Below are 23,982 nucleotides of genomic sequence, written 5' to 3' on the forward strand. Positions count from 1 at the left end.
GGAGCCCAACCGGGCTCCTTTTTTAATGTCGTCTCGAAATGATTAGTCCGGACCTGCGTGAAATGATGGGGTTGGGGGGAGGTGAGCATTCCACTGAAGAACCATCAGGCAGTATGTTGAAGGGGAGATCTCCTTTGAAAAAAAGAGGCGCAGCATTGTGGCTGCGCCTTTGCTTTAACGGGTCAATTACTGCAACAGAAAAGCATCCAGTGCGTAGGTGGGTTTGCCACCATTGTCCATCAATCCCAGGCTGTAACCCTGCCAGTTCTTGTAACTCTGCGGTTCCCAATAAAGCACGCCGAGGCCCTTGTTGTTAGTGATCCACTTCATTTTGTTGAGTAGATCGGCGATGGTGTCATAGCTGTTTTTCGGGTCATCCCAAGGCATGCCAACCTCCACGATCATCACCTCTTTGTCATATCGACTCACCATATCGGATAGATTGTCATAGCAGAGGTTGTTGAGGGTAAACCAGTCACCGTTACCGCTCTGTGTTGGGTAGATGGAGGCACCAATTACATCCCACTTGGCGCCGTTGTTCTTGAGACCATCAAACATCCAGCGATAGAGAGTGTTGTTCTCACAGTTGGCCAAGTGGACGATCACCTTGGTACTACTGTTGACCGCCTTGACAGCGTCGTAGCCGCTGTTAATGAGCCAGGCAAAGTTCTTCATGTTGACCGAGGCGCGCCCCTCTTCCCAGAGCATGCCATTGTTGGTCTCGTTGCCCACTTGCACCCACTTGGGGGTAATTCCTGCGTTTTTCAGGGCAACGAGGGAGTTGTAGGTGTGCCACCATACGTTCGACATTAGCTGATCAAAGGTGTAGCTCTGCCAGGCTGCAGGTTTGGTTTGCTTGCCAGGATCAGCCCAGCTGTCGCTGTAGTGGAAGTCAATCAGCACATCGAAACCGGCCACCTTGGCCCGCTTGGCCTTGGCGATGACGTCACTGATGTTGTTCCAGCCATCGGCAGGATTGACCCATACCCTGAGCCGGATGGTGTTCATACCGTGCTCTTTCAGGGTCTTGAACAGATCTTGCTGCTGGCCGGCGTCGTTATAGAACTTGTACCCGGCTTTCTCCATCTGGGTCAGCCAGCTGACGTCAGCTCCCTTGACCATGGCCTCTCCCTGGCCATGAAACAGTAGGGCGCCGCCAAGCAGCAGGGTGGTAAGCAGATGTCTCTTCATTGTTGTTATCTCCTGTCTGGATGTGTGTAGGGTGGCGACAGGGAGGCAGTCCCGCGCCGGGATGGCGTCGCTGTGCGGCGCCATCCCGGCGGAGGCTGGGGCCGCCTTGCGGCGGCCCTGGGATCACCCGGCGGGGGAGACGGTGACCTGGATGTGTTGGGGATCGCGGCGATCCAGGGTGATGCGATACTGGCCGTCGCTGGGCGGGGTGAACTTCATGTCGCTCCACTGCCAGCCGGCCTTGACTACCACCGGCTTGTCCGACTCGACCTTGGCGGCGGGGTCGAACTGGCCATAGGTGGTGTCGGCCTTCCACTTCTCATCGGCAATCTTGAACTTGTAGGCGCCGTGACTGGCCTGCAAGGCCACCTGGACCGACAGCAAGTCCCCTTGCTGGGTAACCAGTTGCTGGTCTGCCGGGGCCTCCCAGTTGTTCATCTCGCCGCGCAGGAACAGCGGGCGGGCCAGGGGATCCTCCTCGTTGGCCAGCGCGGGCTGGAGGCAGGCGATCAGGGTAGTCAGCAACAGTGTCTTCTTGAACATGGATGGTCCTCTCTGTGGTGTGTGCTCAGGCGCTCTGCAGGGTGAAGCGGCGGGTCAGCGACAGTTGCTGCTGCGATAGCTGCTGCAACTGGTCGCTGGTCTGTGCCACCTTTGCCAGGGCGCCCTGGTTGTCGTCGGCAATCCGGGTGATGTTGGTAATGTTGCGGGCGATCTCGGCGCTGGTCTGCTGTTGCTGCAGGGTCGCGCTGGCGATACGGCTGCTCTGCTCGGCCACCTGCTGCAGCGCCTGGGATAGCTCGGCTAGGGTGGCGCAACCCGCGTCGCTGTCGGTGCGACTCTGGGCCATGGCGTCGTGGCAGCGCAGCATGGTGGCGACCGCACCGCGGGTGCTTTGCTGCAGATCGTCGATGATCCCCTGGATGCGGGTGGTGGAGTCTGCTGTGTGGTGCGCCAACTGACGCACCTCGTCGGCCACCACGGCAAAGCCACGCCCCTGTTCGCCGGCGCGGGCCGCCTCGATGGCGGCGTTGAGGGCCAGCAGATTGGTCTGCTCCGTGATGCGCTCGATCAGGGCGAGGATGTCACCGATGCTGACGCTCAATGTCTGCACCTGTTCCACGCTGCGGCGCGACTCCGCCAACTCGTCAGCCAGTTGCTGCAGCCGTTGACCGGTCGCCGCCCCACGCAGGCTGGCGGCGTGGGCCGCCGCGGCTATGTTGCCGAGGGTTTGCTCGGTCTGGCCTATGCTGCCGGCGACCTCGCGCACCGAGTAGTCCATCTCCTCCATGGCGCTGCAGACCCCTGTGGTTTCGTTGCGCTGCTCGCCGATGGCAAGTTGGGCGTGATGCTGGGCGTGCTGGTTCTGGCTGGCCATGCGGCCGAGGGCATCGGCGGCCTGAACTATCTGACCGAGCATGCCGCTCATCTCGTCGGCCAGGGCGTTGATGCCGGTCGCAAGCTGGCCGAACTCGTCGTGGCGCAGTAGCGGCACGCGTTGGCGCATGTCTCCCTGACTCAGGGCCTTGAGGGTGGTGAGGATGTGGTGCAGTGGCTGGCGGATGGCGCGCACCAGGTGCCACAGCACCAGGGCGCCGAGACCGAGGGAGAGCAACAGGCCAGCGCACAGCCCGAGGCGCAGCCAGAGCAGGATGGCGCCGCTGCCGGCGGTGCTGTGGCGAAGCTGAGCGTCGATCGCGGCGTCAAGCTCGCTCAGATCGCCTAGCAGGCTGTCGATAAGGCGGCTGGCCTGCACACTCTGGTTGCGCAACATGATGCTCTGTTCGACCAGCGCCAGGTGGCGTGCCGGCAGGCTCTCGGGGCCGGCCAGCAGGGTGGCGAGGGTATCGAACCTGGCACCCGTACCGCGTTCCAGGCTCAGGGGCACGCCGAAGGCATCCTCCTGGCCGGCGAGCTGGCGTGCCAGCTCCTGGCGCAGTGCCGCCGCCTGTTCGCTGGCGCGTGCATTGGCAGCCAGACGTGCGGCAACGGGGGCCGGATCCTGCTGCTTGAGGATCTCCTGTGTGGCGCTGACCTGCTGTTCCAGGTTTGCCAGCAGGCGGCTCTTGAGCAGCACGGCGGGGTGGCTGCCCAGAGGGGCGAGCAGCACATCGAGGGCGCTGGCAAGCTGGCGCGCCGTGTCGCCAAGGCGGGTGTCGGCCGCCAGCTTGCTCTGTTCGAGGCGGTTGTGGGCATAGTCATCGACCAACTGCTGGGCCAGTTGCCAGTAGGCGGCCTGTTGCTCGCGCAGGCTCTCGACGCGCGCACTCTGTTGCGGCTCCCCCGCTATCTGTCGAGCCAAGGTGGCCAGATCCTGGTCGAAACGGGCCTGCCATTGCTGCATCTGCTCGCGGGCGGCGCCCAGCTCCTCCTCTCCGGTCTGCAACAATGCGTTGCCCAGATGTCGGTCGAGGGTGAAGAGATCGCGGGTCACGGCGCGGCTCTGCACCAGGGTCGGCGCGGTATGGCTGGCGAGCAGCCCCACCTGGTCGGCCAGCCGTTGGCCGGCGTAGAGAGAGAGGGCCACCGAGAGCAGCAGCAGCAACAGGATGACGGCAAAGCCCAGCGCTAGGCGCTGGATGATGGAAAGGTGACGAGTGCGCAAGTTCATGGTATCGATTACATATGGTTTTGAGTCAACCCAGCCTGATGACACAAGTGATAAGTCATATTTTATCAGTGCTTTACCTCGTTAAAAGATAAGGCCGCGATAAGGGAGGGCACCTGATTCTGATTTTTAGTGTAACGTTTTCATTGTTTTGTGAATCTTTTACACTCTTTCTCGGCACCCTTGTACGGGATTTGTCCAGGGTTGCGAGCCCGCTCTCATTTTGTGTCCCGCGCCCGGGGATAAAAAAAAGCCCCCGACTGGCGGGGGCAAAATGGATCGGGGCATGCAGTAGCCGCGTTCAGCGGCTGATCCTGAGCCCTTCGGCATTGAACACAAGGCAATTTTGCGGGGCAAAGAAGACATCCATCTTCTGGTACGGATGAAACTCCCCATCCCCTGCCAGCAGCAGCTTGAAGCCGTCGGTGCCGCAGCACTGACCGAACAGGTAGGTGCTGTTGCCAAGACGTTCCACCACCTCGCAGGTAAAGGCGAGGTGGATCCCCTCTGCGCCCGGCACCACATGCTCGGGACGCAGGCCAAGGGAGATCTCGCTGCCCGGCTCGAGTCGCTCGGTGAGGATGGGCAGGGTGAGCTCCTGCTGGCCGGCTACCTTGACCCGGATCTGCTCCGGGCTCCAGGCCAGTACGCGGGCCGGCAGGAAGTTCATCTTGGGTGAGCCGATAAAACCGGCCACGAAGCGGTTGCAGGGTTTGTAGTAGAGCTCCATCGGCGAGCCGACCTGTTCCACCTTGCCATAGTTCATCACCACTATCTTGTCGGCCAGGGTCATGGCCTCCACCTGATCGTGGGTCACGTAGATCATGGTGGTCTTGAGTTCCTGATGCAGCTTGGCGATGTGCAGGCGCATCTCGACACGCAGCTCGGCATCGAGGTTGGAGAGCGGCTCGTCAAACAGGAACACCTTGGGGTTGCGCACGATGGCACGGCCGATGGCTACCCGCTGGCGCTGGCCGCCGGAGAGCTGCTTGGGCTTGCGATCGAGCAGGTGGGAGAGCTGCAGCGTCTTGGCCACCATGCTGACCTGGTGGGTTATCTCCTCTTTCGGCACGCCATTGACCCGCAGGCCATAGCCCATGTTCTCGGCCACCGTCATGTGGGGATAGAGGGCATAGGACTGGAACACCATGGCCACCCCGCGATGAGCCGGGGCTACATCGTTGACCACCTGCTCATCAATCGCAATGTGGCCGTCCGAAATCTCTTCCAGACCGGCGATCATGCGCAGCAGAGTGGATTTACCACAACCGGAAGGACCGACAAAGACGGTGAACTCACCATCTTCTACATCCAGATTCACATTATGTAGGGTCACATTGCTGCCAAAACGCTTGATCACATTGTTCAGCCTGATACTCGCCATGAGCTTTAACTCCTTGATAATAAATGCCTTAGCTGCAAATGCTGGGGGCAGTCATGCCCCTGCTGCGGCTTCTTTGCCCTGGGAGGGAGAAGGCGTTTCACACCGTTTCACTCTGTGGCTTTGGGAGGACTATATCAGTCAGGTGTAAGCGGTTGCACAAAATGCTGTTTCTTTTGTGCATGAGATCACAGCCTTGGTACGTGCTACTGGCAGGCTGGGCAAGCACCGCTTACCGTAGAGCCATTCGGTGTAATCGTTACCTTTTTTGCTGTTCCAGTGCACTCGAAGAGCTGTGTAAGGCAAAAATCAAGTGATAGAGCGTATTGCTCCGGATCTGATGTATGGGATTAAACCATTTATTTTTCATTGCATTAGGTGGTAGTGAGGTTGTGTCATAGAGGCCAGACCAGTCCGGCGTGTAATGTGGTTGTGCTTTGTTTTACACCCGAATTGGTAACAAGCTTCAGAAGTTACACCGACTGGATGGAATCGTAACACTCACTTTGCCTACGTGGTCTGAGAAGACCTGCTTTTACCTGAGTTAGGGACAAGGAAATCATATGAAAATCAACAAATTGACTGCTGCAATGTTGTTGTCTTTGGGCGTTATGGGGTTGGGCCAGGTAGCCCGTGCCGCTGACGGTGAACTTCTGGTGTGGGAAGACATCAAGAAATCAAACGGCATTGAGGAGGCTGTCAAAGCGTTCGAAGCCAAGCACAACGTCAAGGTGAAGATCCTCGAAACTCCCTATGCCCAGCAGATCGAGAAGCTGCGCCTGGATGGCCCGGCCGGTATCGGTCCGGATGTGCTGGTACTGCCGCATGATCAGGTTGGTACTGCCGTGGTGCAGGGGCTGATCAGCGAGATCAAGCCGGGGGCCGACTATCTGGCTGGTTTCACCAAACCTGCGGTGGATGCCCAGACTTATGAAGGCAAGCTCTATGGCCTGCCCAAGGCGGTGGAGACCATCGTCATGGTTTACAACAAGGACCTGTTACCCAAGGCTCCCGAGAGCTTTGACGAGCTGATCAAGGCTTCACAGACCCTGCGCGGGGAGAACAAATACGGCCTGCTCGCCAAGTTTGATGAGATTTATTACTCCTACGGTGTAGTGGCCGCCATGGGGGGTTATATCTTCGGCCAGAACCCCAACGGTTCGCTCAACGTCAAGGACGTGGGCCTGGCCAACCAGGGCTCGGTCGATGCAGTGAGTTTCCTCAAGCGTTTCTACAGTGAAGGACTTTTCCCGGCCGGTATCGTGGGTGAGACCGGTGCCAACGCCATCGATTCCCTGTTCACCGAGAAGAAGGCTGCTGCCGTCATTACTGGACCCTGGTCGTTCCAGCCCTACAAGGATGCGGGGGTGAACTACGGTGTCGCACCGCTGCCGACATTGCCCAATGGCGAGCATATGCGCTCCTTCCTCGGCGTGAAAGGGTACAGCATCTCTACCTATTCCAAGCAGAAAGAGTTGGCGCAGCAGTTCATCGAGTTCATCAACCAGCCTGAGTACGCCAAAGTCCGCTTCGAGAAGACCGGCGAGATCCCGCCGCTCAAGGCGCTGATTGACGATCCGCTCATCAAAGATGACGAGAAATCCCGTGCCGTGGCCATTCAGGCCGGTTTCGCCACTCCGATGCCGAGCGTGCCCGAGATGCAAGAGGTGTGGACCCCTGCCAACAGTGCACTGCAGCTTGGCGTGACTGGCAAGCAGGATGTGAAGGCGGCACTGGAAGGTGCAGTCAAGAACATCAACATGCAGATCGAAGTCAACCACGCGCAGCAATAACACAAGTTGGGCGCAGGCCCAATTCGGGCCGGGCGGCATTCGTGGCCGCCCGGGCTCTTAATGGAAAGGAGGTACATTGTGGTTGTCGATTCCGGATCGCTTACCCAGATCGGTACAAGAACCCATCATGCCAAGGTGGCCGCCCTGCTCTCGCTGATCCCGGGACTCGGTCAGTGGTATAACCGGCAATGGGTCAAGGGCACCCTGTTTTTCACCGTCATGGCCTGCTTCTTCGGCGTATTCCATGATTTTCTATCTCAAGGGTTCTGGGGGCTATTTACCCTCGGCACGGAGTTGCCCCGGGACAACTCCGTCTTCCTCCTGGCCAAGGGGGTGATCAGCGTACTGGTGGCCATCTTTGGTTGCGCCATCTACTACTGGAGCGTCCGCGACGCCTATGTTAATGGCGATCGCCGGGATCGTGGCGTAGCGCTGACCAGTGTGCGCAAGCAATACCAGTTGCTGCTGAGCGAAGGGTTCCCGTATCTGATGATCACCCCGGGCTTCATCCTGCTGGTGTTCGTGGTGGTGTTCCCCATCATCTTTGGTTTCTCCATCGCCTTCACCAACTACGATCTCTACCACACGCCGCCGGCCAAGCTGGTGGACTGGGTGGGGATGAAGAACTTCATCAACATCTTCAAGCTCGATCTGTGGCGTTCGACCTTGCTCGACGTGCTGCAGTGGACCGTGATCTGGACGCTGATCGCCACCACGTTGCAATGCTCGGTCGGGGTGCTGCTGGCGATCCTGGTCAATCAGAAGGATCTGCGCTTCAAGCCGCTTATCCGCACCATCCTGATCCTGCCGTGGGCAGTGCCCGGTTTTGTCACCATTCTGGTGTTCGCCGGCATGTTCAACGAGACCTTTGGCGTCATCAACAACGGTATTCTGGCTTCTCTGGGTATCGACCCCAAGGCATGGATGACAGATCCCTTCTGGACCAAGACGGCCCTCATCCTGATGCAGACCTGGCTTGGCTTCCCGTTCGTCTTCGCCATGACCACTGGGGTGTTGCAGGCTATCCCGGATGATCTCTACGAGGCGGCCACCATCGACGGTGCCAGTACATGGCACAAGCTGACCACCATTACGCTGCCCCTGGTACTGTATTCGATCGCTCCGATCCTCATCACCCAGTACACCTTCAACTTCAACAACTTCAACATCATTTACCTGTTCAACAACGGTGGACCTGCGGTGGCTGGTTCCAATGCCGGCGGCACCGACATCCTGGTCTCCTGGATCTACAAGCTGACCATGTCGTCATCCCAGTATGCGATTGCAGCGAGCATCACCATTCTGCTCTCCATCTTCGTGGTCGGCATTGCCCTGTGGCAGTTCCGTGCGACCAATTCGTTCAAGCAAGACGACATGGTGTAAGGAGATCCAGCCATGAGTGCCAAACACAGTCTGAAAAAGAGTAATGCCATCCGTCTGACCCTAAGCTATTTGCTGCTGGCTATGGTTGCGGTGATCATCATCTATCCCCTGATCTGGACGGTTGGAGCCTCTCTCAATCCGGGCAGCAGCCTGCTCAACACCTCGATCATCCCGGAAAACTTCTCCTTTATTCATTATCAGGAGCTGTTTGACGGTCGCATCGATTATGCCGCCTGGTACTGGAACTCGATGAAGATCAGTTTCCTGACCATGGTGTTGACCCTCATCAGCGTCAGCTTCACTGCCTATGCCTTCTCGCGCTTTCGTTTCCGTGGGCGGCAAAATGGCCTGATGTTGTTCCTGTTGTTGCAGATGGTGCCCCAGTTCTCGGCCCTCATCGCCATCTTCGTGCTGGCCCAGATGCTGGGTCTGGTCAACAGCCATCTGGCGCTGGTGCTGGTCTATGTGGGCGGCATGATCCCGATGAACACCTATCTGATGAAGGGTTACCTCGATGCCATCCCCAAGGATCTCGACGAGTCGGCGCGCATGGACGGGGCGGGCAACTTCCGCATCTTTATCGAGATCATCATGCCGCTCTCCAAGCCCATCATTGCGGTGGTTGCACTGTTCTCCTTCACCGGCCCGCTTGGCGACTTCATCCTGGCCAGCACCATATTGCGCACCCCGGATCAGTTCACCCTGCCCATTGGTCTCTACAACCTGGTCGCCCAGAAGATGGGGGCCAGCTACACCACCTATGCGGCGGGAGCTGTGCTCATCGCGGTGCCGGTGGCCATCTTGTACCTCTCCTTGCAGAAGTACTTCGTTTCCGGTCTTACCGCAGGTGGGACCAAAGGTTAATCCGTTAAACAGGACGTTCGACATGAAAATCAAGAAGACGCTGGTGATGGCGGCGCTGCTCGCCACCGGCATGTTGGGTATGCATGCCCCCGCCGTGGCGGCCGAAAATGTGGTGGTGCAACCAGTTGTGGTACCGCAGGAGTTCATCAAGGGGGCTGATGTCTCCATGTTGGCCGAAGTAGAGAAATTTGGTGGCAAGTTCTTTGATGCCAGTGGCAAGCAACAGGACGCCATGGCAATCCTCAAGGAGAACGGCTTTAACTACATTCGCCTGCGCCTGTGGGTAGACCCCAAGGATGCGGACGGCAAGCCTTACGGCGGTGGTAACAACGATCTGGCTGCAACGATAGCGCTTGCCAAGCGTGCCAAGGCCCTTGGTATGAAGTTCCTGCTCGATTTCCACTACAGCGATTTCTGGACGGATCCGGGCCGCCAGAACAAGCCCAAGGCGTGGCGTACGATGTCAGTCGAGCAGTTGGCGGATGCCGTTTACGCCCATACCAAGGAAAGCATGGATGCCCTTGCAAAGGCCGGTGTGATGCCTGACATGGTGCAGGTCGGCAACGAGATCAACGGTGGCATGTTATGGCCAGAGGGCAAGAGCTGGGGGCAAAACGGTGGGGAGTTTGATCGCCTGGCCACACTGCTCAAGGCTGGTGTACGTGCTGTGAAAGAGCACGGCAAAGATATCAAGGTGATGCTGCATCTGGCTGAGGGCACCAAAAACGACACCTTCGTCTGGTGGTTTGATGAAGTCGCCAAGCGCGAGGTGCCCTTCGATATCATCGGACTCTCCTTCTACACCTACTGGAACGGCCCCATCAGTGCCCTCAAGGCCAACATGGATGACATCAGTAAGCGCTATGGCAAGGATGTGATCGTGGTCGAGGCCGCCTACGGCTACACCACGGAGAACTGCGACAACGCCGAGAACAACTTCACTGCCAAGGAGGCGAGCGACGGTGGTTACCCGGCCAGCGTACAGGGGCAGGCCGACTTCCTGCGCGATCTGATCAAGAGCGTGGTGGCGGTACCGGACGGGCGTGGCAAGGGAGTCTTCTACTGGGAGCCAGCGTGGCTGCCAACCCCTGGTGCCACTTGGGCCACCAAGGCTGGGATGAAGTACAACAACGACGACTGGAAAGAGGGCAATGCCCGGGAGAACCAGGCGCTGTTTGACTGCTCCGGCCATGTGCTCCCCTCGATCAAGGTATTCAACTGACCCGGTTTCAACCGATAGGGCGACCGGCCATGACCGGCGCCCCCTCGTTTTAGGAGATGTGTGATGTTCAAGTTTCCCCCGCTCAGTGAACGGGTGCCCGCTCTGCTGCATGGTGCTGATTACAACCCGGATCAGTGGCTGGATGATCCCCAGGTGTTCGAGCGCGATCTCGAGATGATGAAGCAGACCCGCTGCAACGTGATGTCGGTCGGCATCTTCAGTTGGTCTTCCCTGGAGCCACAAGAGGGGCGCTATGAATTCGGCTGGCTCGATACGGTGCTCGATCGCTTGCACGAAAACGGTGTGTCAGTTTTCCTCGCCACACCAAGTGGTGCTCGCCCGGCTTGGCTTTCCCAGCGTTATCCCGAGGTGCTGCGGGTCAGCAAGGAACGTGTGAAGGCACTGCACGGTGGCCGTCACAATCACTGTATGAGTTCGCCTGTCTATCGTGACAAGGTGCGCGCTATCAACGGTGCCCTGGCCGAACGCTACGGCCATCATCCAGGTGTCATCGCCTGGCACATCTCCAACGAGTACGGCGGCGAGTGCCACTGCGAGCTTTGTCAGGAGCGCTTTCGTGACTGGCTCAAGGCTCGTTATGGCAGCATAGAAGCGCTCAATCACGCCTGGTGGAGCAGCTTCTGGAGCCATACCTACACCGACTGGTCACAGATCGAATCCCCGTCTCCCATCGGCGAGAGCTCGATCCACGGCCTAAACCTCGATTGGAAGCGTTTCAATACCGCCCAGGTGAGCGATTTCTGTGCCGAGGAGATCAAGCCCTTGAAGGCGGCCAACCCGAGCCTGCCGGCCACCACCAACTTCATGGAGTACTTCTACGACTATGACTACTGGCAGTTGGCCAAGGAGATCGATTTCATCTCCTGGGACAGCTACCCCCTCTGGCACAACAGTGGCGATGACTCGACCCTGGCGGCGTACATCGCCATGTATCACGACCTGATGCGCACTCTCAAGGGAGGCAAACCTTTCTTCCTGATGGAGTCGACCCCGAGCCTGACCAACTGGCAGCCCATCAGCAAGCTCAAGAAGCCGGGAATGCATATCCTCTCCTCCTTGCAGGCGGTAGCCCACGGCTCCGACTCGGTGCAGTACTTCCAGTGGCGCAAGAGCCGTGGTTCGGTCGAGAAGTTCCACGGCGCCGTGGTCGATCACGTTGGTCACATCGATACCCGGGTGGGCCGCGAGGTGCAGGCGCTAGGCGAGATCCTGGCCAAGTTGCAAGAGGTCGCTGGCAGCCGCGTCGAGGCCAAAGTGGCCATCATTTTCGACTGGGAGAGCCGTTGGGCCATGGACAATGCCCAGGGGCCGCGCAATGCCGGCCTCTTCTACGAGAAGACGGTAGCCGAGCACTACTGCCCATTCTGGGAGGCAGGGGTGGCGGTGGATGTCATCAATGCCGACTGCGCGCTGGATGGCTATGACCTGGTTATCGCCCCAATGCTCTACATGGTGCGCGATGGCTTTGCCGAACGGGTTGACGCCTTTGTCAAACGAGGTGGGCAGTTTGTTACCACTTACTGGAGCGGCATCGTCAACGAGACCGATCTCTGTCACCTGGGGGGATTCCCAGGGCCGCTGCGCCCGGTCCTTGGGATCTGGGCAGAGGAGATAGACGGTCTCTATGACGAGGAACGTAACGCCGTCTCGGGTCTTGCTGGCAACGAAGCCGGACTCTGCGGCCCTTACGAAGTCACTCACCTTTGCGATCTCATCCATCTGGAAGGCGCGAGGGCCCTGGCCAGCTATGACGGTGACTTTTATGCCGGACGTCCGGCGGTGACGGTCAACGAGCACGGGACAGGTCGCGCCTATTATGTCGCCTCGCGAAATGATCTGGCGTTCCAACGCGACTTCTTTGGCCATCTCATCGAGACCCTGGCCCTGCCGCGTGCTTTGCCAGCCTTGCCGGAGGGGGTCACAGCTCAGTGTCGCAGCGATGGTGAGCAGGAGTTCGTGTTCGTGCAAAACTTCGCCAACGCCGAGCGCCTGGTCACTCTGCCGGGTGGTCACAGTGACATGGTGAGCGGTGAGGCGCTGAGCGATTCGCTGGTGCTGCCTCCATTCGGCTGCCGAGTGCTGCGTCGCGCCCGTTGATTGCGGGGCGGAGCCAGTGGCTTCGCCCTCTTTTTTTATGTTTAGGAGATTCAAATGGTCAAGATGCAGGACTTCAAGCGGCTGTTCGCCGCCGCCCTCGGCCACAAGGAGGAAAAATCGACCGAGGCGCCGCTCTCCGGGCTGGACGAGGCGGCCATCACCGCGCTCATCGCTGCCTTTGGTGGGCACGACAACATAGTGAGCTTTGACGCCTGCCTGACCCGGCTGCGGGTCAAGGTCAATGCCTTGCTGCAGGTCGATAGCGAGGCGCTGCAAGGTCTCGGTGCCATCGGCGTCATCATCATCGGTGACGAGGTGCAGGCCATCTTCGGCAAGCGCTCGGACAACCTGCGCCGCGAGCTCGGTCAGTGGTTCGAGCTGCACGAGCCGGAGCAACACTAGCATGTACCTCCCGCTGAGCTGGCCACTGTTGGTCATGCTGGGAGCGATCAGTGCAGGGGCTGGAGCCGCTCCTCACAACCTGGCCATCCGAGGGGCGGATGTCTCCACCTTGGCCGAACTCGAGCGCCTGGGCGTTCACTATCAGGACGAGACGCGACAGGGGGATTTGCTAACCCTGATGCGCGAGCGTGGCCTCAACCTGGTGCGCCTGCGGCTGTGGGTCGATCCCCGCTCGGCCAAGGGGGAACCCTTTGGTGGTGGCAACAATGATCTGGAAAAGGTGATTGCACTGGCGCAGCGAAGCCGGTCCCTCAACCTGCCCTGGTTGCTCGATCTTCATTACAGCGACTTCTGGGCCGATCCGGGCAAGCAGTACACGCCACGGACCTGGCGAGGCAAGTCGGAAGCAGAACTGGCTGCGATGTTGCACGATTACAGCGCCGCCGTGATGCAGCGCCTGCGCGAGGCTGGGGTGCCGCCGCAAATGGTACAGGTCGGCAACGAACTCAATAACGGCATGCTGTGGCCGCTGGGGCAACTACACCGACAGGAAGAAGAGGAGGGGTTCGATCGACTGGCCCAGCTGCTCAAGGCGGCCATCGCCGGGATCCGCGCTGGCAGCGAGGGGGGGATCACCCCACGACTGATGCTGCATCTTGCTGAAGGAGGGGATGAGGCTCAGTGCCTGCGCTGGTTCAAGGCGATGCAGGCGCGCGATGTGCCGTTCGATCTGGTGGGTCTCTCCTTCTACCCCTATTGGCACGGATCCTTGGGTGACCTCTCGCGCACCATGAACAGCCTTGCCACCCAAATCAGACTCCCGCTGCTGGTGGTTGAGACCGCCTATGGGCACGACACCGTCAACCAGGACGCTGTTCGCAACGCCTTCGGTGAGCAGGAGGCCGTGCGCGGCGGGTTTGCTGCGACGCCCGAGGGGCAACTGGCGTTTCTCGATGCCTTGCGTGCCGCTATTGGCGCAGTGCCGGATCGGCTCGGGCTCGGGTTTGTCTACTGGGAGCCGGGCTGGATCCGGGTCACCGGTGACAGCTGGGCCAGTCAGGCTGGCATGGCGTTCCTCGGGATAGACGAACCCCTCGGTAATGGTTGGGAGAACCAGGCCCTGTTTGATCGGGAGGGCAGAGGACTGCCGGCGTTGGCCGCCTTTGCCCCGACCCGCTGACTATTTCACATTGAAGAGATGACAACAGCACCATGAAGACTGACATGAAAAAGACCAAAATCGTCTGCACCATCGGTCCCAAGACCGAATCCAAAGAAATGCTGGGCAAGATGCTGGATGCCGGCATGAACGTCATGCGCCTGAACTTCTCCCACGGCGACTACGCCGAACACGGTGGTCGCATCAGCAACCTGCGCGCTGTCATGGCCGAAACCGGCAAGCACGCAGCCATCCTGCTGGACACCAAGGGTCCGGAAATCCGCACCATCAAGCTCGAAGGCGGCAACGACGTCTCCCTGGTCACCGGCCAGACCTTCACCTTCACCACCGACCAGACCGTGGTGGGCAACAAAGACAAAGTCGCCGTCACCTATGCCGGCTTTGCCAGCGACCTGCGCGTCGGCAACCGCATCCTGGTTGACGACGGCCTGATTGGCTTGGACGTCATCGAAATCACCGAGCGCGAAGTGATCTGTAAAGTGCTCAACAACGGTGACCTGGGCGAGAACAAGGGCATCAACCTGCCGGGCGTCTCCATCAAGCTGCCGGCCCTGGCCGAGAAAGACAAGCGCGACCTCATCTTCGGTTGCGAGCAAGGCGTTGATTTCGTTGCCGCCTCCTTCATTCGCAAGAAAGAAGACGTGCTGGAAATCCGTGAGCACCTGAAAGCCCACGGCGGCGAGAACATCCAGATCATCTCCAAGATCGAAAACCAGGAAGGCCTGGACAACTTCGACGAGATCCTGGCTGTCTCCGACGGCATCATGGTTGCCCGTGGCGACATGGGTGTCGAGATCCCGGTAGAAGAAGTGATCTTCGCCCAGAAGATGATCATCGAGAAGTGCAACAAAGCCCGCAAAGTGGTCATCACCGCCACCCAGATGCTGGACTCCATGATCAAGAACCCGCGTCCGACCCGCGCCGAAGCCGGCGACGTGGCCAACGCCATCCTGGACGGTACCGACGCAGTCATGCTGTCCGGTGAGTCCGCCAAGGGCAAGTACCCGCTGGAAGCCGTGACCATCATGGCCACCATCTGTGAGCGTACCGATGCCGTGATGCCGTCCAACCTGTCTGCTGCCAACGACAGCAACAAGCTGCGCATCACCGAAGCGGTCTGCAAAGGCGCGGTAGAGACCTCCGAGAAGCTGGACGCCCCGCTGATCGTGGTTGCCACCGAAGGCGGCAAATCTGCCAAGGCCATCCGCAAGTACTTCCCGAAAGCCTGGATCCTGGCCATCACCACCAACAAGAAGACCGCTGCCCAGCTGGTGCTGACCAAGGGTGTGGTTGCTCACGTGGTTGACTCCATCGCCTCCACCGACGACTTCTATCGCATCGGCAAAGAAGCCGCGCTGGAAATCGGCATGGGCGTGAAGGGTGATGTGGTTGTCATGGTCTCCGGTGCCCTGGTACCGAGCGGTACCACCAACACCGCCTCCGTTCATATGCTTTGAGCATCTTCTAATCACCAAGAGCCTCCGATGTGGTACATCGGGGGTTCTGTATATCGGGGGTAATATGGTCTCCCTAGCTGTGATCTCTCTGCAGGTTGTTCACTCGGGGCATTACCGGAGAATTGGAGGCGCCAACCAAACTAATCGTCGGAGATGTGCGAGTGAACCACCATAAAAATGTCCACTTAACCGTCCTTGGTCGACAGCTTCTTGTCGGGCGCGTCCTTGAACAGGGCCTGCGTGTTGAAGAGGCGGATCACGCTGCCGAGTCACTATCCGAGCAACTGACAAGTGGCTCACTCGATATCGTAAGGAGGGACCTGATGGCTTGCTCGGTCACTCTTCTTGCCCCCATGCCATCGATGACCAGCGCCAACAGGGATTATCGAACTGCGCAAGCATCAACAAACCTATCGACCCATCAGTCATGGGATGGTGGTGGTAGCCTGTGTGAAATGTAAACCATCATGCCGCATTAATCGTGCCATCGGGCGTTTCCCACAGGTCTCACCCATCTCTCGCAGTAAGCGTAAGAACTAGCTAGGCAGGATGTGGCGGAAGCGCCATTTGGTGTTTCTGGCATGGGGTCGACCCGGCAAGCGGCGAGATATTGTTCGGTGTATTGCTGGGCCGGGATGACCGAATGCGGTTGGTCTATGGGCTGTTGATTGGTGCTTTCTACAGAGATGAGCATTGAGGACTCGTTTGGTTTTGTTTGAATTCTGCTTCAATACATTGAAATATAACTACAAATTGAACTTCTGCAGTTTATGGTCACGAACTTCTGCATGTTGTGTTTCACATATGAAACAGCTGAACTGGCCTTACCTTGTATTTTTGCGGCCAAAGCGGATGAAGTCCTGACGGTTAAGTTACTCAAATGAACACCGTTACTACCTGTAGAAATGGTCCTCAAATTTCATCATGTCCCAATTGTGTACCACGTTCAGCAGCGTAAGAAGCATAAACCTTTATAAATCAGTTCATTAAAAAACACATATTGCAAAACGTGGAAGTAGAACGTGGGCCCGCTGGCCGGGTGCGCTGATGTGCTCATGTTGCTCGAAAGGAGTATCCGATGACGGCGGCGCCTGGCGCCTGGGTGGGGGTGCCATGCACCGCAATTGCCTGCATGGTAAACCATCGCGCTGGCAGAGCGAAGTCCGGGGCGTTCGCCTGGCGCTTTAATGGGCAGTGGGCGTAGTCCGTGAGCCTGGTCATCCCATCGGTCCGGCTCAGGGCTGGGGAAAGTGAGGAGTCAGGGTATTGAGGTCCAGCAGGGTGAAGTAGCCGCCCTCCTCGGGATACCAGCCGCCGGTGTCGATGTAGTGGACGTTGCCAAGGCGCATCGGCACCCTCACCGGGGTGTGGCCCACCACCAGGGCGGCGAGATCCGCGACCCCGCTCTCGTCCAGCCGTTCGATGCGGCGCCTTGACCAGAGGCAGACGTTCTTGATGGCCCGAAGCCGTCCGCCGCTCACCCCTGCATCGAGTTGGTCCAGCAGCCCCTGCCAGGCGGAGAAGGGGCAATCGGCGTGAAGCAGCCCGACCGGGCCGGCCGGGGTGGCCACCTCGATGGCCAGGGGCAGGCTGCGGTAGTGGACGGCGAACGCCGCCTGCTCGGCAGGGGTCAGCTGCTGAAACCAGCCGCCGCCGTTTCGGATCCAGTTCTCCCGATCGCAGCTCTCGTAACGGCAGACGTAGTCGTCGTGATTGCCGCAGACCGGGTGAAACCAGGGCCTGGCCAGCCAGTGGATCACCTCGCTGCACTCGGGCCCGCGATCCGCCAGATCCCCGACGCTGAAGAGACGGTCCCGGGCGGGATCAAAATCCAGGGTGTCGAGGGCCTGCTGCAACAGGGCGAAGTGGCCGTGGATGTCGCCGACGGCCAGATCGCGCCCCTGGGCGTTTTGGGGGAAGCGTCTTATCAGGGGGGAGGGTGTCATGGGGTCTCCTGCCTCTATCCCGGACGGGGATGTTTTGTCTGCCTGTACATAAGGTTACAGAAGAAAAGTGGCGAGCGGGCAGGGCCTGGTAAATCATAGGATTGCCCCCGTGAACGTGCGGCGTCACGCGCTGCCTGTGGGGGAGTCACTCCGGGAGGGCGCCTTGTCCGCCCGCTTTCGGAGCCTCTCTTTCTCCACGCTTTTTGACAGGAATCTTGAATGCGGCGTCAGCTGTTGATCTGGATAGGCCCCCTGTGCAGCCTGCTGCTGCTGGGGGCGGCCTTGACCGTCCTCTATCATTTGACCCACCTGTGGCACTGGCACGACATCCGCCAGGCCATCTGGTCACAACCCTTGCCGCAGTTGGGGGGGGCACTGCTGCTCACCCTGCTCAGCTATGGCTGCCTCTGCTGCTACGATCTGCTGGCCCTGAAGGTGCTGGACAAGCGACTGCCCTGGCAGCAGGTGGGGATGACCTCCTTCATCGCCTACACCTTCTCCAACACCCTGGGCTTTGCGCTGCTCACCGGCTCCTCGGTACGCTACCGGCTCTACTCCTCCCTGGGGCTTGGCACCGGGGAGGTGGCCAGGGTGATCCTCTTTTGCTCCATCACCTTCTTCCTCGGTCTGCTGGGCTGGGGGGGCAGTGCCCTGTTGCTGGGGCAGGGGGCGGCCCTGCTGATGGACTGGCCCCGCTGGGCGACCGGGTTGTTGCAACTGGCGGGGGGCCTGGCCCTGCTGACGGTGCTGGCATATCTGGTGTGGCCGGGGGCAGCCCTGGTCTGGCGCGGACACCCGCTGTTCCTGCCGCGCATCAGATACCGCCTGCTGCAACTGCTTATCGCCCTGCTCGACTGGATGGCCGCCGCCGCCGTGCTCTATGTGCTGCTGCCATCGGGCAGCGTGCCCTATCCGGTACTGCTCAGTGCCTTCGTGCTCTCCAGCCTGCTCGGGGTGCTGGCCCATGTGCCGGGGGGCATCGGGGTCTTCGAGGCGAGCATGAGCCTGCTGCTCACCCACTATCTGCCGGTGGACAAGCTGCTCGCCTCCCTGCTTATCTACCGCTGCGTCTACTACTTCCTGCCCTTCCTCTGTGCCCTGCTGCTGTTCGCAGGTCAGGAGCTGCTGCAACAGCGGGCCCGCCTGCACCGGCTGCAGGGGGTGATGATGGCGACCCGGGAGTTTGTGCCCGCCCTGGTGAGCATGGGTACCTTCGCGGCGGGTACCCTGCTGCTCTGCTCCGGGATGATCCCGACCATGAGGGGGCGGATCGAAGCCTTCCTGGAGGTGCTGCCCCTGCACTTGCTGGAGCTCTCCCATGTGCTCGGCAGTGTCAGCGGCGTGTTGCTGCTGTTGCTGGCCCACAGCCTCTACCGCCGTCATGACGGGGCATTCAGGATCACCCAGTGGCTGCTGGGGCTTGGCATGCTGTTCTCCCTGTTCAAGGGGTTTGACTGGGAGTCCGCCCTGCTGCTCGGGGGCTTCTTGCTCATCATCACCCCCTGCCGCCCTCTCTTTTATCGCAAGGGTTCCCTGCTTCACGCCCGGTTTACCCCTTCCTGGCTGATGTCGGTGGGAGCCGTGCTGCTGGGGGCCTTGTGGTTGCTGCTCTTCTCCTATCGCCATGTGGAGTACGACCCCTCCCTCTGGCTGCACGTCTCGGCCCACGGGCCCGGGGCCGCCTCCCGTGCCCTGCGCGCCATGGGGAGCGTCATCGGCGTGCTGGCGGTGGTCGGGGTGGCCCATCTGCTGGCGCCCTTGCGCCTCGCCGCCTGCAAGCCGGATGCCGAGGCGCTCTCCCGTGCCCATGGGCTGGTGATGCGGGCAGGGGGAGGCCACGGCTACCTGGCCCAGCTCGGGGACAAGTCCCTGCTGTTCCACCCAAGCGGCGAGGTCTTCCTCATGTACGGGGCCGAGGGCAGCAGCTGGATTGTGATGGGGGATCCCGTCGGCCAGCCCTCCCTCGTGGAGGAGCTGCTCTGGCAGTTTCGCGAGCGCTGTGACGAGCACGACGTCAGCCCGGTCTTCTACCAGGTGTCGGCCCGATATCTGCCTGTCTATCTGGATCTCGGGCTCATCCCCTTCAAGCTGGGGGAGGAGGCCATCGTGGATCTGCCGAGCTTCGATCTCGCCGGCAGTCGCCTGCGCAACCTGCGCCAGAGCCACGCCAAGGGCAAGCGGGAAGGGCTGCGCTTCGAGGTGGTGGCCCCCGGTGAGATTGCCCCCCTGCTGCCTGAGTTGAAGGGGATCTCCGACAGCTGGTTGCACAGCAAGCAGGGCAGGGAGAAGGGCTTCTCCGTGGGCAGTTTCGATCCTGCCTACCTCACCCTCAACCCGATGGCGCTGGTGCGGCGGGAGGGGCAGATCGTCGGGTTTGCCAACCTCTGGACCAGCGACAACAAGGAGAGCCTCTCCATCGATCTGATGCGCTACAGCCTGGACACGGGGGCGGCGCCCGTCATGGATTTCCTGTTTGTCGAGCTCCTGCTGTGGGGCAAGCAGGAGGGTTATGCCAGCTTCAACCTGGGGATGGCCCCCATGTCGGGCTTCAACGACAACCCCCTCGGCGGTTACTGGGCCCGCCTTGGCAACACCCTGTTCACCCGGGGCAGCCGTTTCTACAACTTCCAGGGATTGCGGCGTTACAAGGAGAAGTTCGGCCCAAGGTGGGAGCCCCGCTACCTGCTCTGTACCGGTCATCTGGTGCTGCCCCGCACCCTGACTCATCTCGTCTCCCTCATCAGTCGCGGCCCCTTCGGGCTCATGAAGAAATAGGAGTTGGCCCATGAGAGCCATGTTGTTGCTGTTGATTTGCTGTTTCGTCTCTTCGTTCACCTTGCCGGCGGTGGCCGCCCAGCCGGGGCGGGTCGGCGCGGATCTGGGGCTGGTGGAGTTGCCCGTGGCGCAAGCCTCGTCTTCCCCCATGGTGGTCTTCATGAGCGGGGATGGCGGCTGGGCGGCGCTGGACAAGGGTCTCAGCGCCCAGTTGCAGGCCCACGGCATGCCGGTGGTGGGCTGGAGTTCGCTCTCCTATTACTGGAAGAAGAAGACGCCGGAGCAGGCGACGGCGGATCTGGTGCGCATTCTCACCGAGTACCAGTCCCGTTGGGGGCGCCAGCGCTGGTTGCTGGTGGGTTTCTCCTTTGGTGCCGAGATAGTGCCCTTCGTCATCAATCGTCTGCCGCCAGCCTATCGCGACAGCCTGGCGGGGGCCGTGATGCTCTCCCCCTCGACGGCGTCGGATTTCGAGATCCACGTCAGCGACATGGTGGTGCACGGCAAGGGGGGCCGCTATCCCACCCTGCCGGAGGTGACACGGATCCAGACTCTGCCGCTGCTCTGCGTGCAGGGCGCGGAGGATGACTCCCCGGTCAAACTCTGTCCGCGCTTGCAGCAGCCGAACGTGACGACGGTGACCCTGCCGGGCTCCCACCACTTCGACGACAACTACCAGACCCTGTATCAGGAGATTGCCGGGCACCTGGGCCTGGCCCAATAACGGCGAGAGGCCGGGAAACGACACAGGGCGGCCAATGGCCGCCCTGTGTCGTGGCCCCTTGCAACTGTCCAGGGGGCTGGCATGCCGGGATCAGAGCAGATCTTCGAGCTGGTACTTCTTGAGCAGGGTGTTGAAGGTGCCGTCGGCCTTGACGCTCTCGATGGCGGCATCGAAGCGGGCCTTGAGCTTGTCATCGTGTTTGCGAAGGGCTACCGCCACCCCTTCTCCCAGGATCTTGTCCTGGGTGCCGTTGAACTGGGGACCGACGAAGGCGAACTGCTTGCCCATCTCCTTGTCGAGGAAGCCCACCTTCAACTGCACCATGTTGCCGAAGGTGTAGTCGGCGCGGCCGGACTGCAGATCCAGCATGGGGGACTGGGCGTTGACGTAGCGCTTGATCTTGGCCACCTCTCCGTAGCGGGCGGTGATGAAGTTGTCCTGGGGAGTGCCCTCCTGCACCGCGATCACCTTGCCCTTGAAGTGGGCCGGATCGTCTGCAAAGTCGGCCGCCTTGTCGCTGCGCCCCACGAAGCGGTTCTGCATCATGTAGTAGACCTGGCTGAAGTCCACTTTCTGGCGCCGCTCGTCGGTGATGTTCATGGAGGACATGATGGCGTCGTACTTGCGCACCTGCAGGCCGGGCAGCAGGGCATCCCAGGGCTGGTTGATCACCTCGCACTCGGTCTTCATGGCCGCGCACAGGGCATAGGCCAGATCGACCTCGAAGCCGCCGAGCTGGCCGTTGCTGTCGACCATCTCGAAGGGGGGATAGGTGGCATCGGTGGCGATCACCAGGGGTTTGGCGGCGGCCTGGCCGGCGGTGGCCAGGGCCATCAGCATCATCAGTGTGTTGAGTTTCATGGTCAGTCCCTTGAAGTGTGGTGTCATTCCTAGCGTGCTAAAGGGTGCCGGCCTCAAGGGCCGACGGCTATCTTGCGATGGGTGAGGGCCGGCAACTGGCTGCGCACCGTGCGCTGTGCTGCCAGATCCAGAGTGGCGATGGCCATGCCCTGACCCTCCTCTACCTGGGCCAGTATCCGGCCCCAGGGATCGATGATCATGCTGTGGCCGAAGGTGCGCCGCCCACCGGGGTGGTGCCCCCCCTGGGCACTGGCAAACACGAAGGCCAGGTTTTCCACCGCCCGGGCCCGCAGCAGCAGCGCCCAGTGCGCGAGCCCGGTGGTGTGGGTGAAGGCCGCGGGCAGGGCGATGAAATCGGGGGGGGGCCCCAGGCGAAACAGCTCCGGGAAGCGCAGGTCGTAGCAGATCCCGAGGCGCAGCACGCCCCAGGGCAGGGGATGGCTCACCACCTCCCGGCCCGGGGTCATGGTCGCGGCCTCGTCATACTGCTCCTGCCCGGTGCAAAAGCCAAACAGGTGCAGCTTGTCGTAGCGGCTTGCGAGCTGCCCTTGCGGGTCGATGAGCAGGCTGCTGTTGTGCATCTTGCCGGGCTCGTGGCTGGCAAGCGGCAATGTGCCGGCCAGGATCCAGACGCCGAGCTCCCGGGCCAGCCTCTGTACCCAGGCCAGCAGGGGGTGATCGCCAGCGGGGGCGGCCAGGGCCACCCGCGCCCGCTCATCAACCGGCATCAGGTAGAAGTATTCGGGCAGCAGGGCCAGTTCTGCCCCCTCGGCCGCGGCCTGACGCAGCAGCGCCTCGGCCTGGGTCAGGTTGTGGTCAAGGTCATCCCCGGAGACCATCTGGAGGACGGCAACGCGCAGTGAATCCATGGAGCCCCCTAGACGGCGCACAGGCGCTCGGCGCCCGCCAGCAGGGTGTCGTCATCCTTGGAGAAGGAGAGACGGATGACTCTTTGATCCGTGCCGTCGTGATAGAAGGCGGAGACCGGAATGGTGGCGACCCCGTGATCGCGGATGAGCCGCTGCACGAAGAGGCTGTCCGGCTCGTCGCTTACCCGCTCGTAGCTTGCCAGCATGAAGAAGCTGCCCGCCGAGGGGAGCAGGGTCAGGCGCGAACCGGCCAGGGCCGAGGTCAGCAGGTCGCGCTTGCGCTGGTAGAAGGCTGCCAGCCCCTGATAGTGGGCCGGTTGCTGCAACAGGTGGGCGAAGCCGTACTGCATGGGGGTGTCGGCGGCGAACATGGCGAACTGGTGCACCTTGCGGATCTCCTCCATCAGGGGACGGGGAGCCACGCAGTAGCCCACCCGCCAGCCGGTGACGTGGAAGGTCTTGCCGAAGGAGAAGACGGCGACGGAGCGCTCCACCAGCTCCGGATAGCGGATGACGCTCTGGTGCAGGGCGCCGTCGAACACCACGTGCTCGTACACCTCGTCCGAGAGGATCAGGATGTCGGTGCCGCGCACCAGGCGGGCGAGGCGCTCCTGATCCCCTGCCTGCCAGACGGTGCCGGTGGGGTTGTGGGGGGTGTTGAGCACTATCATGCGGGTGCGGGGGGTGATGCGGGCGGCCACCTCGTCCCAGGGAATGGCGAAATCCGGCGCCTTGAGGGCGATCACCACAGGGGTGGCTCCCTGCAACTGGATCATGGGGCGGTAGCTGTCAAACGCCGGCTCGAACATGATCACCTCGTCGCCGGGGTGAACCAGGGCGGTGATGGCGCAGAACAGGGCTTCGCTGGCGCTGGCGGTGATGGTGATCTCCTCGCCCGCATCATAGTGATGGCCGTAGCTGGCTGCAATCTTGGCTACCAGTTGTTCGCGCAGGGCAGGCAGCCCCGTCATGGGGGCGTACTGGTTTTCACCGGCCAGCATGGCCTCGTGGGTCACCCGGATGAGTTCGGGATCGCAGGGGAAGCTCGGCGCCCCCTGGGAGAGGTTGATGCTGGGGTGGCGGGCGGCCAGATCCCCGATCACGGTGAAGATGGTGGTGCCCACCTGGGGCAGTTTGCTGGAAACCTGGGGGATGGACATGGCGCCGTCACCTGCGTGTGTGAAAGAGGTCCCTTTTTAGCCCCCCCA

18 protein-coding genes and 1 pseudogene are annotated in these 23,982 nt (G+C 60.8%); 11 read left to right on the forward strand and 8 right to left on the reverse strand.

Annotation, left to right across the window (positions count from 1 at the left end):
- Positions 1–186: 186 nt before the first annotated feature.
- The 4 genes from I6L32_RS15825 to I6L32_RS15840 form a co-directional block, all read right to left on the reverse strand.
- Positions 187–1,191 carry a glycosyl hydrolase 53 family protein gene (locus I6L32_RS15825; protein ID WP_216944153.1) on the reverse strand — a complete coding sequence of 335 codons (1,005 nt, stop codon included), beginning with the start codon at positions 1,189–1,191 and terminating at the stop codon, positions 187–189.
- A 123-nt stretch (positions 1,192–1,314) separates the two neighbouring features.
- The gene (locus I6L32_RS15830; protein WP_041212954.1) at positions 1,315–1,734 is read right to left on the reverse strand and encodes a hypothetical protein; all 420 of its coding nucleotides are present in this window, start codon (positions 1,732–1,734) and stop codon (positions 1,315–1,317) included.
- A gap of 25 nt (positions 1,735–1,759) precedes the next feature.
- Positions 1,760–3,802 carry a methyl-accepting chemotaxis protein gene (locus tag I6L32_RS15835; protein ID WP_216944155.1) on the reverse strand — a complete coding sequence of 681 codons (2,043 nt, stop codon included), beginning with the start codon at positions 3,800–3,802 and terminating at the stop codon, positions 1,760–1,762.
- Positions 3,803–4,100: 298 nt separating this feature from the next.
- Positions 4,101–5,183, reverse strand: a complete 1,083-nt coding sequence (locus I6L32_RS15840; RefSeq protein WP_041212956.1) for an ABC transporter ATP-binding protein — start codon at positions 5,181–5,183, stop codon at positions 4,101–4,103.
- A gap of 587 nt (positions 5,184–5,770) precedes the next feature.
- Between I6L32_RS15840 and I6L32_RS15845 the strand changes: the two genes are divergently transcribed.
- The 9 genes and pseudogenes from I6L32_RS15845 to I6L32_RS15885 form a co-directional block, all read left to right on the forward strand.
- Positions 5,771–6,973, forward strand: a complete 1,203-nt coding sequence (locus I6L32_RS15845; RefSeq protein WP_223302544.1) for an extracellular solute-binding protein — start codon at positions 5,771–5,773, stop codon at positions 6,971–6,973.
- 78 nt (positions 6,974–7,051) lie between these two features.
- The gene (locus I6L32_RS15850) at positions 7,052–8,356 is read left to right on the forward strand and encodes a carbohydrate ABC transporter permease (RefSeq protein ID WP_041212958.1); all 1,305 of its coding nucleotides are present in this window, start codon (positions 7,052–7,054) and stop codon (positions 8,354–8,356) included.
- 12 nt (positions 8,357–8,368) lie between these two features.
- Positions 8,369–9,220 carry a sugar ABC transporter permease gene (locus tag I6L32_RS15855; protein WP_041212959.1) on the forward strand — a complete coding sequence of 284 codons (852 nt, stop codon included), beginning with the start codon at positions 8,369–8,371 and terminating at the stop codon, positions 9,218–9,220.
- A gap of 22 nt (positions 9,221–9,242) precedes the next feature.
- On the forward strand, positions 9,243–10,442 hold the full coding sequence (locus tag I6L32_RS15860) for an arabinogalactan endo-beta-1,4-galactanase (protein ID WP_041212960.1): 1,200 nt from the start codon (positions 9,243–9,245) through the stop codon (positions 10,440–10,442).
- Positions 10,443–10,505: 63 nt separating this feature from the next.
- Positions 10,506–12,560 carry a beta-galactosidase gene (locus I6L32_RS15865; RefSeq protein ID WP_254203842.1) on the forward strand — a complete coding sequence of 685 codons (2,055 nt, stop codon included), beginning with the start codon at positions 10,506–10,508 and terminating at the stop codon, positions 12,558–12,560.
- A 54-nt stretch (positions 12,561–12,614) separates the two neighbouring features.
- The gene (locus I6L32_RS15870) at positions 12,615–12,962 is read left to right on the forward strand and encodes a glucose PTS transporter subunit EIIB (protein WP_216944156.1); all 348 of its coding nucleotides are present in this window, start codon (positions 12,615–12,617) and stop codon (positions 12,960–12,962) included.
- A 1-nt stretch (position 12,963) separates the two neighbouring features.
- Positions 12,964–14,142 (forward strand): glycosyl hydrolase 53 family protein, encoded by a 1,179-nt coding sequence (locus I6L32_RS15875; RefSeq protein ID WP_052130432.1) that lies wholly within the window; start codon positions 12,964–12,966, stop codon positions 14,140–14,142.
- Positions 14,143–14,186: 44 nt separating this feature from the next.
- On the forward strand, positions 14,187–15,599 hold the full coding sequence (gene pykF / locus I6L32_RS15880; protein ID WP_111736066.1) for a pyruvate kinase PykF: 1,413 nt from the start codon (positions 14,187–14,189) through the stop codon (positions 15,597–15,599).
- 161 nt (positions 15,600–15,760) lie between these two features.
- A pseudogene (locus I6L32_RS15885) lies at positions 15,761–16,025 on the forward strand (leucine zipper domain-containing protein); the annotation flags it as partial.
- A gap of 809 nt (positions 16,026–16,834) precedes the next feature.
- Here I6L32_RS15885 and I6L32_RS15890 read toward each other — a convergent pair.
- Positions 16,835–17,545: a metallophosphoesterase gene (locus tag I6L32_RS15890; protein WP_128314285.1), complete on the reverse strand. Its 711-nt coding sequence runs from the start codon at positions 17,543–17,545 to the stop codon at positions 16,835–16,837.
- Between the two features lie 219 nt (positions 17,546–17,764).
- Here I6L32_RS15890 and mprF point away from each other — a divergent pair, with 219 nt between their 5' ends.
- Together mprF and I6L32_RS15900 are read left to right on the forward strand one after the other, a co-directional pair.
- Positions 17,765–20,320 (forward strand): bifunctional lysylphosphatidylglycerol flippase/synthetase MprF, encoded by a 2,556-nt coding sequence (gene mprF / locus I6L32_RS15895; protein WP_216944161.1) that lies wholly within the window; start codon positions 17,765–17,767, stop codon positions 20,318–20,320.
- 10 nt (positions 20,321–20,330) lie between these two features.
- Positions 20,331–21,044: an AcvB/VirJ family lysyl-phosphatidylglycerol hydrolase gene (locus tag I6L32_RS15900; RefSeq protein WP_128314184.1), complete on the forward strand. Its 714-nt coding sequence runs from the start codon at positions 20,331–20,333 to the stop codon at positions 21,042–21,044.
- Positions 21,045–21,134: 90 nt separating this feature from the next.
- Here the strand turns inward: I6L32_RS15900 and I6L32_RS15905 are convergent, their stop codons facing one another.
- Genes I6L32_RS15905 through I6L32_RS15915 form a run of 3 tightly spaced genes read right to left on the reverse strand, consistent with a single transcriptional unit; the run spans position 21,135 to position 23,934 of the window.
- Entirely contained in the window at positions 21,135–21,905 is a 771-nt protein-coding gene (locus I6L32_RS15905) for an ABC transporter substrate-binding protein (protein WP_128314185.1), read from the reverse strand.
- Between the two features lie 53 nt (positions 21,906–21,958).
- Positions 21,959–22,774 (reverse strand): carbon-nitrogen hydrolase family protein, encoded by an 816-nt coding sequence (locus tag I6L32_RS15910; RefSeq protein WP_128314186.1) that lies wholly within the window; start codon positions 22,772–22,774, stop codon positions 21,959–21,961.
- Positions 22,775–22,782: 8 nt separating this feature from the next.
- Positions 22,783–23,934: a methionine aminotransferase gene (locus I6L32_RS15915; RefSeq protein ID WP_113724931.1), complete on the reverse strand. Its 1,152-nt coding sequence runs from the start codon at positions 23,932–23,934 to the stop codon at positions 22,783–22,785.
- Between the last annotated feature and the right edge of the window lie 48 nt (positions 23,935–23,982).

This window comes from Aeromonas sp. FDAARGOS 1402, from assembly GCF_019046925.1.
GTDB lineage: Bacteria > Pseudomonadota > Gammaproteobacteria > Enterobacterales > Aeromonadaceae > Aeromonas > Aeromonas caviae.

Bases quoted from the DNA above. Each gene is read 5' to 3' on its own strand.
- I6L32_RS15825 (WP_216944153.1), bottom strand. From the start codon at position 1,191: ATGAAGAGACATCTGCTTACCACCCTGCTGCTTGGCGGCGCCCTACTG.
- I6L32_RS15830 (WP_041212954.1), bottom strand. From the start codon at position 1,734: ATGTTCAAGAAGACACTGTTGCTGACTACCCTGATCGCCTGCCTCCAG.
- I6L32_RS15835 (WP_216944155.1), bottom strand. From the start codon at position 3,802: ATGAACTTGCGCACTCGTCACCTTTCCATCATCCAGCGCCTAGCGCTG.
- I6L32_RS15840 (WP_041212956.1), bottom strand. From the start codon at position 5,183: ATGGCGAGTATCAGGCTGAACAATGTGATCAAGCGTTTTGGCAGCAAT.
- I6L32_RS15845 (WP_223302544.1), top strand. From the start codon at position 5,771: ATGTTGTTGTCTTTGGGCGTTATGGGGTTGGGCCAGGTAGCCCGTGCC.
- I6L32_RS15855 (WP_041212959.1), top strand. From the start codon at position 8,369: ATGAGTGCCAAACACAGTCTGAAAAAGAGTAATGCCATCCGTCTGACC.
- I6L32_RS15860 (WP_041212960.1), top strand. From the start codon at position 9,243: ATGAAAATCAAGAAGACGCTGGTGATGGCGGCGCTGCTCGCCACCGGC.
- I6L32_RS15865 (WP_254203842.1), top strand. From the start codon at position 10,506: ATGTTCAAGTTTCCCCCGCTCAGTGAACGGGTGCCCGCTCTGCTGCAT.
- I6L32_RS15870 (WP_216944156.1), top strand. From the start codon at position 12,615: ATGGTCAAGATGCAGGACTTCAAGCGGCTGTTCGCCGCCGCCCTCGGC.
- I6L32_RS15875 (WP_052130432.1), top strand. From the start codon at position 12,964: ATGTACCTCCCGCTGAGCTGGCCACTGTTGGTCATGCTGGGAGCGATC.
- pykF (WP_111736066.1), top strand. From the start codon at position 14,187: ATGAAAAAGACCAAAATCGTCTGCACCATCGGTCCCAAGACCGAATCC.
- I6L32_RS15890 (WP_128314285.1), bottom strand. From the start codon at position 17,545: ATGACACCCTCCCCCCTGATAAGACGCTTCCCCCAAAACGCCCAGGGG.
- mprF (WP_216944161.1), top strand. From the start codon at position 17,765: ATGCGGCGTCAGCTGTTGATCTGGATAGGCCCCCTGTGCAGCCTGCTG.
- I6L32_RS15900 (WP_128314184.1), top strand. From the start codon at position 20,331: ATGAGAGCCATGTTGTTGCTGTTGATTTGCTGTTTCGTCTCTTCGTTC.
- I6L32_RS15905 (WP_128314185.1), bottom strand. From the start codon at position 21,905: ATGAAACTCAACACACTGATGATGCTGATGGCCCTGGCCACCGCCGGC.
- I6L32_RS15910 (WP_128314186.1), bottom strand. From the start codon at position 22,774: ATGGATTCACTGCGCGTTGCCGTCCTCCAGATGGTCTCCGGGGATGAC.
- I6L32_RS15915 (WP_113724931.1), bottom strand. From the start codon at position 23,934: ATGTCCATCCCCCAGGTTTCCAGCAAACTGCCCCAGGTGGGCACCACC.